Consider the following 14,089-nt stretch of genomic DNA (forward strand, 5'->3'; position numbering starts at 1 on the left):
TCATGACCGGCAGAGAACGGCCAGAAGCGGTCACTCACAGCAGATGTCGATATCAGCCTTGTTCGATAAAGGATAAGAATCCAGTTTAGCTTTTGACGTTTGCCCACTCTTTAAACAGCTCTGGAAAGCCGACACCGGCGAAGTCATCGCCTAACCTGCGAGCTGGGCCCGTTCAGATTCATCCAGGTGCTCTAGCAGCACCGCTATCGTTGCATCCCGCAGCTTGATTGCCTCTATCCAGCCCGGTCCCTGCGCCAACAGCGGGGGGCAGACAATGACGTGGATTGCACCGTGGCGCGGGAACCACTGTCCGTCGCGCAGCACCCTGCGCGTACCGCGGATTGCGACCGGCAGCAGCGGCACGCCGACACGCGCGGCGAGCACGAAGGCGCCCATGTGGAAGGTGCGCAAGCCTGGCTCCCGGGTAAAGGTCCCCTCGGGGAAGAACACCAGTGGCTGGCCAGCCTGTAGCGCCTCGGCCAGGGGCTCGGTGTCTGCGGCGCTGCGCTGCAGGTCGAAGCGTTCGACGAAACGGGCGCCGAGCTTGCGTAGAAACAGGCCGGCAATCCGCTGGTCAGCCAGTTCGCGCTTGGCAACGAAGCTGAACTGCGGCGGCAGGGCTGCGCAGAGAATGATGCCGTCGAGGTAGCTGGCATGGTTTACGGCCAGCACGCTCACCCTTGACTCTGGCAGGCGCTCCAGCCCCGTGACGCTGAACGGCACCCCCGCCAGGCGCACGAACAGCCGTGCGGCTGCGCGGGTAAAGCTGCGGCACCAACGCTGGCGCGGCAGGAGCGCGACGCCCAGCCAGGTCAGCGGTGTGACCAGCCAGAACAGCAGCCAGATGTAAGCGGCATACAGCGCGGCACGGCAGCTCCGCCAGCTGCGGCCGAAATGCCCGCGTACGGCCTGCAGCACCAGGCGCAGTATCTGGTGCCACACAGCGAGGTGCGGCCGATCCACTTCGCCTCGCTCATACAGTTCGCGGCTGGCAGCACGGCGAATCTTGCCGCTGGAGGTCTTCAGTACGCTATGCGGTGGCGCCAGAACGATGTCGTCAGGTGGCACACCGGTGAGGTCGACCACGATGCGATTGACTTCCTGCTGCAGGCGTTGCCGCGCGGCAGCTTCCTTCTCGTAGCTTTCTGCCAACACCACCAGGCGCTCGGTGCCGGTGGCCGGGTCAGGACTGCCGAACACCGCGATGCAGCCTTTGCGCAGACCGGGCAAATTGCCGACCGCCGCTTCGACATCATAGGGGTAGATGTTGCGCCCGGCACGGATGATCAGGTCCTTGGCGCGGCCGGTCAGGTAGACCTCACCACCGGCCATGTAGGCGAAGTCGAGCGAGTCGAACCAGCCATCGCGCAGCACCCGGCGGGTCTCTTCGAGGTTACGGTAGTAGCCACCGGTGGTGGACGGCCCGCTGAATTGCAGGTGACCTTCGCTGCGTTCGGGGAGTTCGACCCCGCGGCCATCGACGATGCGAATCTGATGGCCCGGCAGCGGCCGGCCGCTGGAGACGAAGCGTAGCGTCGCGCTGGCGTCCGCTTCGGCGGGCAGTGCATTGCCGCGGGCCTGGAACGCTTCGCGCTGAACCCTGTCGATCAGCGGCCCTCGGTTCAGGGGAGGAAAGGCCACGCCCAGCGTGGCCTCGGCCAACCCATAGACCGGCGCCAGCGCTGTGGGCGCCAAGCCATAGCGAACGAATCGTTCGGTGAAGCGTTGCAAGGTATCCGGGCTGACCGGCTCGGCACCGTTGAAGGCCACGCGCCAACTGCTCAGGTCCAGACCTTCGAGGTCGCCGTCAGCGAGTTTGCTCAGGCACAGTTCGTAGGCGAAGTTGGGCGCCGCCGACAACGTGCCGCGGAAGCGGTCGATAGCCCATAACCAGCGTGCCGGCCGCGCAAGGAAAGCCAGCGGCGACATCAGCACCAGGCTGTAGCCGTAATACAGGCTGCCCAGCCAGGCACCGATCAGGCCCATGTCGTGGTACATGGGCAACCAGCTGACGAACACGTCCTGTGGCCCCACGTTCAGAGCCCCACCCATGGCGCGCAGATTGGCCAGCAGACTGGCGTGGCTGACCATCACGCCCTTGGGCTGTCCAGTGCTGCCCGAGGTGTACTGCAGGAAGGCGAGGTCATCCGGTTGCCGCGCGGGTGTGATGCACTCGCCCCCCTCACCGGTCAACTCGGCCACGGTGGCAATGCGAGTCAGACTCGGAACCTGCGGCTGGAGCAGTCGGGCGAGCAGCTTCGCTTGCGTCACGGTAATCAGCACTTTGACTTCGGCGTTGCGCAGGATGCCAGCCTGGCGGCGCAGATGATCCTCAATCTGCGACAGGCGCAGCGGTGGGTAGATGGGCACCGGCACACCGCCGGCCAACAGCGTTCCAAAAAAGCCATGGAGAAAGTCGCGCCCGGTGGGCAGCATCAAGGCCACGGTCTGACCCGCCTGCAAGCCACTGCGTTGCAGTCCTGCGGCAACGGCCAGAGCGTCCTGGTGCAAGGCGCCATAGCTGATGTCCTCCGGCTGCTCACTTTCATCCAGCAGGCGCACATGGGGATGTTGCGGCTGATGGCGCACATGCCATTCCAGCACTTCGATCAAGGTCCGCGCGGCGTCAGGAGCCTGCCCCGTTGCTGTCGGGGCCTCGCTGGCATCGCTGGAGGACAACGGGCGTACCGCCTCGGCACCCTGTCTGCGGTGTAGCACGCGCAGTACATCGCCGGGGGTGTCCGCCGAGGCGAACAGGGTTTCCGGTAAGCGCACAGCGAATTCGTGCTCGATACGTGACCACAACTCGACCCGGGCCAGGCTGTCTACGCCCAGGTCCCGGTCGAGCACGCTGTGCAAGGTGACTTGCAAACCTTCTGCCGCCTGCGGCCGCAACTCGACCACGGTGCGCTGGACAATTTCGAGCAATTTTTCCGCGTCCCCATCGGAATGGGGAACGGCACGGGTTTCTGGAGGCGGACGAGACATCGGCGGCCCCTCATGACAGGACACTCTGTGTGTAGATCCTTGCCAATTGCCATTATGCGCCTATGACGGCGACTGGGAATGCCATCAGCGATTGCAGAGCTCCCAGGATGTGTAGGAGCGAGCTTGCTCGCGATGGACTCCAGGGCGGCGCGTTTATTCAGAAAACCCGCGTTATCGTTAACGTCCATCGCTAGCAATTGAGCGTCGACCGACTGCTCCTACTGGTATTAGGGCTAGGCTCTTAAGGACCCAGCGCATACAGAGACATCGCCATGCCAGCCAGCCTTGCCCCCGGAGTGACACGTCGAGAAATCTGGGCTTGGGCGATGTTCGATTTCGCCAACTCCGGCTACACGACGGTGGTGATCACTGCCGTGTTCAATGCCTACTTCGTCGCGGTGGTCGCCAAGGGCGAAGCCTGGGGTACGCTGGCCTGGACCAGCGCCACCGCTCTGTCCTATGCCCTGATCATCCTGACCGCGCCGCTGATCGGCGCCTATGCCGACGCCTTCGCCTGCAAGAAGCGCCTGCTGCTGTTCAGCACGGTCGGTTGCGTCGCCTTCACCTCTGGACTCGCGCTGGCCGGACCGGGGGAGCTCGGTGTCGCGATCCTTTTCATCGTGCTATCGAACTTCTGTTTCGGCAGCGGCGAGAACCTGATCGCCGCCTTCTTGCCCCAACTCGCCCGAGCAGATGCCTTGGGCAAGGTGTCCGGTTGGGGCTGGGGGTTCGGCTACATCGGCGGCCTGGTCAGCCTGGGCGCCTGTCTGGCCTTCGTCAGTTGGGCTCAGGCGCAGGGCCAGACTGCGGCGCAGTTCGTGCCGGTGTGCATGCTGATCACCGCGGCCTTGTTCGCTGTAGCCAGCGTGCCGACCTTCCTGTTCCTGCGCGAACGCAGCCAGTCGCAGCCCGGGCGCGGCGACACGCCTATTGCGCAAGCGGCGCTAGCGCGCTTCGCGCAGACGCTGCGCGAAGCCGAGCGCTATCGCGACCTGCTGCGCTTCCTTGCCTGCACCGTCTGCTACCAGGCCGGTATCTCGGCGGTGATCGCCCTGGCTGCCATCTATGCCAATCAGGTCATGGGCTTCAGTACCCAGGACACGCTGCTGCTGATCTTCGTGGTGAATATCACGGCCTCCATCGGTGCCGTGCTGTTCGGTTGGCTGCAGGATCGCCTCGGCCATCGCGCCACGCTGGCGCTGACCCTGGTGGGCTGGCTCGGCATGGTCGGTCTGGTCTGGTTCGCGCGCGGCCCCGAGCTATTCTGGCTGGCGGCCAACCTCGCCGGTCTGTGCATGGGCGCCAGCCAATCGGCTGGCCGCGCGATAGTCGGACTGCTGGCGCCGCCGACGCGCCTGGCGGAGTTCTTCGGCCTCTGGGGGCTGGCGGTCAAACTGTCGGCAATCCTCGGCCCCATGACTTACGGCCTGACCAGTTGGCTGTCCGGTGGCGATCACCGCCTGGCGATGCTGATCACCGGCAGTTATTTCGTAGTCGGCCTGCTGATCCTGGCCGGCGTCGACCTCAAGCGCGGGCGGCAGGCAGCTATCAGCCATACCGAGAGTCTCGCAAAGTGAAAGGGACGATCCCTATCGGGCCAGCTTTCGCCTGGTGCAGTCAATTGGCGTTGTCTGACAGGACCTATGGCTGCCACTCATCGTCAGATCGTTGACGTTTTGAGTTTGGGTGCGCGCAATGTCTACCCTAAAATGATCGTCCAGAGAATACGCCACATGACCGAGATCATCATGCTCGCCGGTGACTTCCCACAGTGCAACGGGGAATATCATCTGGGTACCATCACGCTCAAAACGACCTTCAAACCACGACAGGGAAAAAAGAGTTTTTCCGTCTCGGAATTCAAAGATCTAACGGTCCAGAGCACGGAATCCAACAAGAATATAAAGGCCGCCATCGGCCTGGGCATTGCGGGCGCGATGTTGTTGGGGCCGGTCGGTGCCATCGCCGGCTATCTGCTCGCGGGCCACAGCACGGAAGTGACCTTCATGGCCACCCTTAAGGACGGTGGCAAGCTCTTGGCGGCAACCGATGGCGATACCTACCGGGATATCTCGGCACGCGCGCTCAAAAAAAACCGCCCCAGTCGCTGAGCCGTTCTTTGCGAGTCATTTAACAGCGAATCAATTTACTGATCCGCTGTCCCCGTAACGGCGAAAATGTTGCAGGGCACTTTATATAGAACATGCTCCGTCGTACTGCCCACCCATTTGCCCAGCCCCTTGCGATGCGCATTTCCCATGACGATCACATCGGCCCGGTGATGCGCTGCGAAGTCGGCCAGCGCTTTGCCAGGCGGCCCTTCAACGAAGTGTTGTCGCTCATTGGGCACGCCGTAGTGGTCGGCCAGTGCGATAAATGACTTTTGCAGTGACTTGCGCACATCGCTGCTGAAGCCCAGCATCGTCACTGCACCAGCACCTGCGTCGGATATATGTGTCTGCGATAGATCGTAGGCATGCAGCAGATGAAGCTCCGCGCTGCATTGCATCGACAATCCGTTCGCCACCTGGATGATGCGGTCGTTGATGCCAGTGATCTGAGTCTCGGGGTGTGACGGATCGACTGCCGCCACTACCACTCGCGGAAGTGGGCACCTGACTTCGCTGACCAGATGCACAGCCACCGGACATTCGCGCAACAGGTGCCAATCCAGAGGCGTAATGAAAACGCGTTTGAGCGCTGACTCGTGTTGCACGTCCTTGATAACCAGATCCGGCTGCATTTCTGCCACATGCTGAAGTATTTCTTGCAGCGCGGTTCGCGTAACAAGCACTTCGGTACTCACCTTGACCCCGCGCCCGCGGATCAGATCGGCCTCATCCTTCAGCCACTTTTCGTTCTCTTGCTGACAGGCCTCACGAAAACGCGCACCGGCGCTCATCAAGCCCAAGAGGTTGGAGTCTTCGATAAACACCGTGATGTGCAGCGCAGCGCCAGTGGCTTCGGCAATGGCGACAGCTCGCTCCAACGCCGGGGTGTGACGCATGGCAGGACCGACTATCAGTAAGAGTCGTTGATATTGGCTCATGTAACACCTCCAAACGTTCCGGGATATCTAGCTCCCCCAGCGCTCTCGCCTGTCACACCACCGACGATTTACTATCGCCTCAACTGTCTGGATCGACACTATCAATATACGCCTGGATTCGATCAATTCCCCACTTCACCGGGTCGAGTTTTTCAACAGCGGCGACACCGTAAACACATTTACTTACAAATACATCATTTGCAAAAAACCGGTCTTGCAACTATAGGTGATAAGTTATGGCCCTCGATCGGGCCAAGAGATGCCTAGCCTCAAATGCGCATCAAACTACCTAGTATTCCTGCCCTCGGTGTTTATCTCGCACTGTTTTGCCTCTTTGTGACCGCTTGGTTACTCAATCCTGCCCACACGCATTCGTCCTTTGCGATGAATCCAGTGAAGGCTGTGACCGACCAAGTGGCCAGGCCCATTTATACCAGCCGTTTCGCCTCGTCCGGGCTGGTGGACTTCGTGCACTCCTCGGCCGTAACAGCCTTGCCTGACGGTAGCTTGATGACAGCCTGGTTTGCTGGCTCTCGCGAAGGCGCAGCCGATGTGCAGGTGCGTTCCGCCCGCTTCGACGCGAAAACCGGCGAATGGGGTGCTGAACAGGTATTGGCGACTCGGAGTTCGACCCAACAGGGCACCCAAAGATACATCCGCAAGCTGGGCAATCCGGTGATTGCACTGGCACCGGATAAACGCCTGTGGTTGTTCTACGTATCAGTGTCCATGGGCGGCTGGGCCGGCAGTGCAGTCAACGTGATGGTTTCCGACGACCTTGGTGAACATTGGTCCGCTCCGCGCCAACTGATCACGTCCCCCTTTCTGAACATCAGCACCCTGGTCCGGTCCGCCCCCGTGTTTCATGCCGACGGTTCCATCGGTTTACCGGTCTACCACGAGTTTCTGGGCAAGTTTGCCGAATACCTCTACTTGAGCGCAGACGGTGATGTGATCGACAAATACCGCATCAGCCACGGCAAGAACTCATTGCAACCCACGGTGGTACCGCTGGATGGGCAGCGCGGCATCGCCTTGTTGCGATATGCCGGCAACACCCACCACCGTGTTCTGGCGACCCGCACTGAAGATGCCGGACAAACCTGGAGTGAACCTTATCCGCTCGAGCCATCGAATCCCAATTCCTCGCTGGCGGCCGTCGCAACCCCCGAGCACGGGTTGCTGGTAGCGCTCAATGACCTGCAAGAGGGGCGCTTCAAGCTGAGCCTCTATGGTACCGACGAAAAAATGGACGATTGGCGCTCGTTGCGTGACCTGGACAAATCACCAGATCCGGAAGGAGAGCCGTTTTCACCCCTGGCCTACAAGAAAATCATAGGCAAGGAGTTCCGCGGTTCCAGTGGAGCGCTCCGCCAGCCGCTGGAGGCGCAATTCCTGAACAATCTCGACACGCGTGTGTGTAACCCCCGAGGCTGCGAGTTTGAATATGAATATCCATATTTCATCCGCAGCCCGGACGGCATGTATCACCTGGTTTATTCCTGGAACAACACTTTCATCAAGCACGTTGCTTTCAACGATGCGTGGCTGTCCGAGCGACTCAAATGATTAACCTTTGGCAAGCCCATGTCAGCTTCGCGATGATCATCTTCCTCGTGCTGCCGTCTTTCGGTTTAAACAGGAACTGGCGTATCGCTCTGCTTGCCGCCTTGCTGGCCGCCGGCTTCATACCGCTGGACGGGTTGTCGTTGGCCACGTATTTGCGCAGCCACATCGATGACCTTGCGATCACGTCACTGGTGTTCATGGCATGGGGCTGTTTACGTCGGCTGGGCGTCCTGCCGCCTGCGCGGCAGGGTAAAACCTGCATTTTGATCATGTTCGCCCTGTTGGCCCTGGTGCTGTACCCGGCAACCCTTGGTCTGAGCGATCTGGATCCTTATCGGCTTGGATACAGCCCGCGCCCGATGTTGATTTTCTTCGCACTGCTCACACTGGGCCTGTTTTACCTGCGCAACAGCCTGGCCGTCGTGATGCTGGCCAGCGCGACCCTGGCCTTCATCACCGGGATAAAACCTTCGCAAAACTATTGGGATTACCTGATTGATCCGCTACTGGGTCTGTTTTGCTGCGCGGCACTTCTGATGCTTTTCACACGCTGGACGTATGGTTACCTGAACAAACGACTCAGCTCAGTGCGTTACGTATCCAGATCCGCTTGAGTTTCAACGACATATTTAACAGGGGAACTTGGATGGGTTGGCTGCAATCGAGACGTTTGCACTATTGGCTAGGCGCGACAGCGATTCTGTTTGCGTTGTTTGCCCTGCTACGGGTGATGTTCTTTTTCGGCTATTCCGGTTTCGACGCTAATGCCCTGACCAACGACGAGGCCGTACGGGAAACCCTTGGCATCGGTTTCCGTTTCGATTTGCGCCTGGCCATCCTGGTGATGCTGCCGCTGGCCTTGCTGGCCTGGATTCCTCGCTGGAACCTCACCACAAGCCGCTTGCTGCGCTGGATCGCACGCCTGTATATCTTCGCGTCCCTGGGTGCCCTGCTGCTGATCTACATCATCGATTTCGGGCATTACGCTTACCTGGGCGTGAGGATCAACGCCACGGTATTGCGCTTCATCGAGGATGCACAAATATCCCGTGACATGGTCTGGCAGACCTACCCGGTCATCTGGATTTCTCTGGGTTGGCTGGCAACGGTAGCGTTGACGACACTGGCCCTGGTGCGCCTGGAACGCGTGACGCTGGACCGCCCTCGCAAACCGATTCACCCGCTCTCCGCCACATGGGGCGGTGCGTTGATGGTCATTGCGGTATTGCTGGGCATCCTGGGCCGTGTCGAGAACATGAACCTGGAAAACCCGGTGCCATTGCGCTGGAGCGATGCCTTCTTCTCGGGCAATAACCAGACTGCCGCACTGGGGCTCAACCCGGTGTTATTCCTCTATGACACGCTCAAGGTCGGCCAGTCGCGCTATGACGAAGCGCAGGTGCGCGAGCACTATTCAGTCATGGCCAACTACCTGGGCGTTGACCAGCCCGATCCGCAAACTCTCAATTTTGTTCGCCACCAGGCACCACAACCCTACAAAGTACCGGGATCACGACCGCCGAACGTGATGTTCGTCATGCTTGAATCCCTGGGCACCAGTGCCGTCGGGGCTTACGGCAACCCGATCAATCCGACCCCCAATATCGATCGCCTGGCCACGCAGAGCTGGTTCTTCGAGCACTTCTATGTGCCGGTGACGGGCACCGCAAAAACCGTATGGGCCAGCATTAGCGGGGTCCCTGACGTGACGCGTCAGGAGACTGCGACGCGTAACCCGCTGATCACCCGGCAGAACTCCCTGGTCAATGCCTTCACCGGCTACGAGAAGATCTACACCATCGGCGGCAACTCCGGCTGGGCCAATATGAATGCCTTGATTCGGCAAAGCATCGACGGCGTTCGCTTGTACGAAGAGCGGGACTGGAAATCCCCGGTGGTGGATGTCTGGGGCATTTCCGATCTGGACCTGTTCAAGGAAACCGACCAGCTCCTGCAGGCGCTGCCCAAGGACAAACCGTTCTTTGCGTATGTACAGACTGCCGGCAACCATCGTCCCTTCACCATTCCCAAGACCAATGATGGATTCGAGGTCAAGCACCCTACCCTCGAGGAAGTCCAGGCCGCAGGATCGCGCAGTGTCGAGCAATACAACGCCGTGCGCCTGCTGGACTTCAACATCGGCCGCTTGATGGAAATCGCCAAGGCTGGCGGCTACTACGACAACACCATTTTTGTGCTGTTTGGCGACCATAACACCCGTATCGCGCAGATCCCTTTCCTGGCCCCGGCCTATGAGCAACTGGGCCTGGAAAGCAATGCGGTGCCGATGATCATCCACGCCCCGGGCTTGCTCGGGACACGCAAGGTCCAGGAGGCGGTTGGCCTGGTGGACTTGCTGCCAACCGTGGCGGGCATGGCCGGTCTTGAGTTCCGCAACAGCGGCATGGGTCGTGATATCCAGCAGCCGGCGCCCGAGGGTGAACGCGTGGTACCGCTGGTATTGCGTGAGGGAACGTTCCCGCTGATTGCCGGCGTGACTCAACATTACATGGTGCAAATGGAGCACGACGGCAGCTCGCCAACGCTCCACGACCTTGCCTCGAAGACGCCCCTGGACAACGTGGCCGAGCAAAACCCTGAAGAGTTCAAACGCCTGGTGCAGTTGACCCGCGCCATGCATGAAACCTCAAGGTTGATGCTGTACCAGAACGTGCGAGAGTAACTGCCGGCGCCAGCGAGCCCGCGTCTATGGTGCAGATAGACGCGGCCCGGTACACCATCCCCTTTTCCCCGCCAACGTATTTTGAAGGCAAGAGCACTTGCTTACTCAGTTGCAGCCGTTGATTTGACCCTGATCGGCATCGCTCACAACGCACTCCCCAAGTGCCAAACGAAGCAGCCCACAGTCAATTAGCTAAACTTCATCAGTAAAGCACTTCGCGAAACCCTGAAATTCAGGAGGCGAGCAATGAGCAAACAACCTCAACCCCAAAGCCGCTCCAACCCCCAGCCCAGATCCCGTCCGGTCGTGCCAAACCTGCCCGGCAAAACCGGCAAGAAGTCCGGTGACTTGCGCGGCAACTATCCGCCGAAGAAGTCGTAATGACCCCGGGGGTACGACAGGCTTTGCAATGGAGTCTGTCGTCCCCCCCCCGCCAATTCAGCATTACTCGCCTCTATATCGGACATTGTTTTCCACAAGCGACGTCGTACCTGCCAAGATTGATGGCTAATAGCTACACTCTCCACGATTTCTCCATTACACCTCAACCATGCCGGCAACAGATTTGCCTCAATGGCTTAAGCGATAAAAGTCCTGTGGCGAGGGCGTTTGCTCCCTCGCCACAGGGTCGGTGTCAGGCTTTTCTTCCGGTATCAGTCCTAGCCCGGTTTTTTCCCGGTTCGAATACATGGAGTAAGCGTACATGCCCTTCCCCCCTCGTTCCCTCGACCATTACCGCAAAGCCGACCGCATCATGCCGGGCCTGATCTGGCTGATGTTCGTCTTCGCAATGGGCCTGGCGTTCTGGTACGACACGTTCAAGCAGGCGCTGCTGGTGGGCGGTGATATCAGTGTGTTGTTGACACTGTTGTATCGCGCCATCGGCGGGTCGCGGTGGATGCGTTGGGGCGGACGTTTCATCAGTAATGCAGCCGTGGGTGCGGCGTTTATTCCCAATGGGAAAACGGCGGGTAACCCGCAGGCCAGGCAAGTTGCAGACGCTACTTGAGGGCGCCACAGCGAAGCAATTGACCACGAGCGCCTCATAGGCGCTCGATTTGTATTCGCTGGCGATTGGCTCTTCAGAGTCCTGGTTTTTTTTCAAATAAAATTGTGAAATAAAATGTGAAGGTAGCTCAGTTAAAAATCCCCACAAACACACATAAAACCCAACAAAATAAGGCTTGTTAAACGATTATCTATGTGAAATAAAATGTGAAGACAATTCTGACGATACGAACTGCCATGTCCTTAATCACATCGAAATCCTGGCTAGACCCGGTTCTCCCGGAGTCGTTGCCCCCATCGATCATTGATCTTGCAGATGCGTTGCCCAGAAAGACCCAGTTTTTAGCCGGGCGACTATCGCCTGAAACCGCCACACGACTCGGCCGTCTCCTGCAAATCACCAATACGTACTACTCGAACCTGATCGAAGGGCAATACACCGAGCCTGCCGATATGCAGAAAGCACAAACGGCGCCGATCAAAGATCGTAAACAGCTCAAAAGCCTGGCGGTTGAACAGATGGCGGTACAAGCCTTGTTTGAGCGGACGTTGCGCCAGCGGGGCCCCTTTACCTGGGGCGACATGTTCTCACCCGAGTTCGTGAGCGCTGCGCATTACCGGCTTTTTCGCGGAGCCAGTGACGCAGAACGTACGTTGTCAGATGGCTCAATAATGCAGCCCGGCATACTTCGGTCGGTCACGGGTCAAAACGTGATCGTCGGCAATCATGATGCGCCGGACGCTTCAGCTGTCGAGGCGATGCTGCGACACCTTCAGTCAGGGTTTGGCCGGCAGACGGACCCTCGCCGCCAGCTGATTTCTTCGCTTGCCTACCACCATAGGCTCGCCTGGGTTCACCCCTTTACCGACGGGAATGGTCAGGTTGCACGGTTGATCACCCATTTGCAGTTGGTACATCTGGGGCTGGAGCCAACCCTCTGGTCACTGTCACGTGGCCTTGCACGACGGCATCAGGATTACTACAGCGCCCTGACCATGGCCGACCGCGCACGAGAAGGTGATTTGGACGGACGGGCTCAACTGTCCCAGCGACGTTATTTCGAATTCATTGAGTTCATGCTGCAGGTTTGTCACGACCAGGTCGACTACATGATTGCCGCGGTGGACCCATCCCGACTGCGTGAGCGCGTAATACGCGCGTTTCGCTACAACGAGAGACTTCTACAGCAAGGTATCCGTCCGGAAAGTGCACCTGCGATCATCGCGTTAATCACCCAAGGCAGCTTGCCACGCAATGAAATCAAGACGTTCACCGGCCTGACGCCGCGCCCGGCAATCGACGAGTTATCCAGGCTTGTAAAAGTCGGCCTGGTAGAAAGCCGAACGCCAAAATCCAGAGTCGTGACCCCCGGCCTGCCCGCCTGGTTTGCCCAGGATGTTTTTCCAGACCTGCATCGACGGTTTCAGTAGCACATAGCCTCAGCAAGATCGCTGCCCTATTGCATTGGCACGCCAGGCCCACCTGTCGCACCAACATTGCTCTATAGACTCAATAAATCTACATTTGAATCTATAGATGCAAACCAAGGACACGAACATGGCCGTCCCCGCCCAATCCTTCAGCAAAAACCAATGCGTCACTGGTCTGCGCGCCGCCGTGAGCATTCTGGAAAAGTGGAAAGCCACCAGCGAGCAGGCCTGTCGCATCCTGCGTATTTCCCGCAGCACCTATACCCGCGCCCGTCAGCGTGACCCGGATTGGGCAGTGGCGCTGGATGCGGATCAGATGCAGCGCATCAGCTTCGTGCTGAACATTCACGCGACGTTGCGGCTGGTGCTCGACAACCCGGACAACGTGTACGGCTTTGCCTCGATGGCCAATGACAACGAGTTTTTCAACGGGCGTTCGCCGCTGGAGATCATGGCCCAGGGCGACATGATTTCGCTGTATGAAACCTTCCGCCGTATCGACATGCTGCGGGGTGCGCAATGGTGATGGCGAGTGAGCTGGCGGTGTTTGCCGGTCAGTCGTTGCAGGCTTATCGCCTGGTCAATTCGAAGTTTCCGCCCATTGCGTTGTTTGATGATGTGGCGGATGCGGATGAATTCGAGGTGTTGTTCGAGATTCAGGCACTGACCAATCCGCGGTTGAAGAATGAGGTGGGTCAGCTTGAGTTGATTGCGCGCAGCGAGATTCCGTTCGGTATTGCGGGTTGCTCCTACGCCATTGCGCCGTTTACCCACGTCAACCCGGCGGGGTCGCGTTTCAGTGACGGGCGTTTTGGGGTGTTGTACCTGGCGGATTCGATGGAAGCGGCGCTGGCCGAGGTGCGGCATCACCAGGCGCTGTATTGGTCGAGGGTGCCGAGCCTGAACTATGAGCGCTTTGTGTTTCGTGGGTTGGCTTGTGCTTTTGGCGATGGAGGGATGATGGATGCCGCGGCCCTGCCGATGAGCGATCCGGTGTATGCGCCGGACGACTACAGCCATTCCCGTGTGCTGGGGCGCGCGGTGCGCGATGCCGGTTGCCCTGGGTTGCGTTATCACTCGGTGCGGATGCCGGGCAGTCATTGCTGGGCGTTGATGACGCCGAGGCCGGTTTCGTCGATTGTGCAGACGGCGCATTACGAGATGGTCTGGAATGGGCAGATCACGAGTGTGAGCCAGATAAACGAAGCCTGATTGCCTCGCCACAGAAAGAGGTACTTATACAGGCGCTGTTCGATCCATTGACCGCATCGATAGTCACCATCATTTCAATGAAGTTCTCTTAAAAAATCCCCGGCGTAACATCTGCTCCATACCCACTCATAAGCACCCCGGAGCACACC

Annotated in this window: 11 protein-coding genes and 1 pseudogene; 10 read left to right on the forward strand and 2 right to left on the reverse strand. The window is 59.3% G+C overall.

Going from position 1 to position 14,089, the window contains the following annotated elements; genetic code table 11:
• Nucleotides 1-150 precede the first annotated feature (150 nt).
• The gene (locus AC3IT9_RS18700; protein WP_489270678.1) at nucleotides 151-2,988 is read right to left on the reverse strand and encodes an AMP-binding protein; all 2,838 of its coding nucleotides are present in this window, start codon (nucleotides 2,986-2,988) and stop codon (nucleotides 151-153) included.
• 272 nt (nucleotides 2,989-3,260) lie between these two features.
• On the opposite strand from AC3IT9_RS18700, the gene AC3IT9_RS18705 reads away from it, so the two are divergent.
• Nucleotides 3,261-4,565 carry an MFS transporter gene (locus AC3IT9_RS18705; RefSeq protein ID WP_489270679.1) on the forward strand — a complete coding sequence of 435 codons (1,305 nt, stop codon included), beginning with the start codon at nucleotides 3,261-3,263 and terminating at the stop codon, nucleotides 4,563-4,565.
• A gap of 156 nt (nucleotides 4,566-4,721) precedes the next feature.
• On the forward strand, nucleotides 4,722-5,099 hold the full coding sequence (locus AC3IT9_RS18710; protein WP_150726011.1) for a hypothetical protein: 378 nt from the start codon (nucleotides 4,722-4,724) through the stop codon (nucleotides 5,097-5,099).
• Nucleotides 5,100-5,134: 35 nt separating this feature from the next.
• Here AC3IT9_RS18710 and AC3IT9_RS18715 read toward each other — a convergent pair whose 3' ends face one another.
• Entirely contained in the window at nucleotides 5,135-6,037 is a 903-nt protein-coding gene (locus tag AC3IT9_RS18715) for a universal stress protein (protein ID WP_151215056.1), read from the reverse strand.
• Between the two features lie 273 nt (nucleotides 6,038-6,310).
• Here AC3IT9_RS18715 and AC3IT9_RS18720 point away from each other — a divergent pair, with 273 nt between their 5' ends.
• The 8 genes and pseudogenes from AC3IT9_RS18720 to AC3IT9_RS18755 all read left to right on the forward strand — a co-directional run bounded on the left by AC3IT9_RS18720 (nucleotide 6,311) and on the right by AC3IT9_RS18755 (nucleotide 13,940).
• Entirely contained in the window at nucleotides 6,311-7,606 is a 1,296-nt protein-coding gene (locus AC3IT9_RS18720) for a sialidase family protein (RefSeq protein ID WP_489270680.1), read from the forward strand.
• Nucleotides 7,603-8,220 (forward strand): hypothetical protein, encoded by a 618-nt coding sequence (locus AC3IT9_RS18725; RefSeq protein ID WP_489270681.1) that lies wholly within the window; start codon nucleotides 7,603-7,605, stop codon nucleotides 8,218-8,220. The genes AC3IT9_RS18720 and AC3IT9_RS18725 overlap by 4 nt, the downstream gene beginning before the upstream one ends.
• A 32-nt stretch (nucleotides 8,221-8,252) precedes the next feature.
• Nucleotides 8,253-10,289, forward strand: a complete 2,037-nt coding sequence (locus tag AC3IT9_RS18730; RefSeq protein ID WP_489270682.1) for an LTA synthase family protein — start codon at nucleotides 8,253-8,255, stop codon at nucleotides 10,287-10,289.
• Between the two features lie 246 nt (nucleotides 10,290-10,535).
• The gene (locus AC3IT9_RS18735; RefSeq protein WP_257605575.1) at nucleotides 10,536-10,670 is read left to right on the forward strand and encodes a hypothetical protein; all 135 of its coding nucleotides are present in this window, start codon (nucleotides 10,536-10,538) and stop codon (nucleotides 10,668-10,670) included.
• A 322-nt stretch (nucleotides 10,671-10,992) separates the two neighbouring features.
• Nucleotides 10,993-11,193, forward strand: a pseudogene (locus tag AC3IT9_RS18740) (methyl-accepting chemotaxis protein); the annotation flags it as partial.
• Between the two features lie 341 nt (nucleotides 11,194-11,534).
• Entirely contained in the window at nucleotides 11,535-12,728 is a 1,194-nt protein-coding gene (locus AC3IT9_RS18745) for a Fic family protein (RefSeq protein WP_489270683.1), read from the forward strand.
• 127 nt (nucleotides 12,729-12,855) lie between these two features.
• Complete coding sequence (locus tag AC3IT9_RS18750; protein ID WP_489270684.1) at nucleotides 12,856-13,254, forward strand: antitoxin Xre-like helix-turn-helix domain-containing protein; 399 nt, start codon at nucleotides 12,856-12,858, stop codon at nucleotides 13,252-13,254.
• Nucleotides 13,248-13,940 carry an RES family NAD+ phosphorylase gene (locus AC3IT9_RS18755; protein ID WP_489270685.1) on the forward strand — a complete coding sequence of 231 codons (693 nt, stop codon included), beginning with the start codon at nucleotides 13,248-13,250 and terminating at the stop codon, nucleotides 13,938-13,940. The genes AC3IT9_RS18750 and AC3IT9_RS18755 overlap by 7 nt, the downstream gene beginning before the upstream one ends.
• Nucleotides 13,941-14,089 lie beyond the last annotated feature (149 nt).

This window comes from Pseudomonas sp. KH_046_1 (assembly GCF_057839025.1).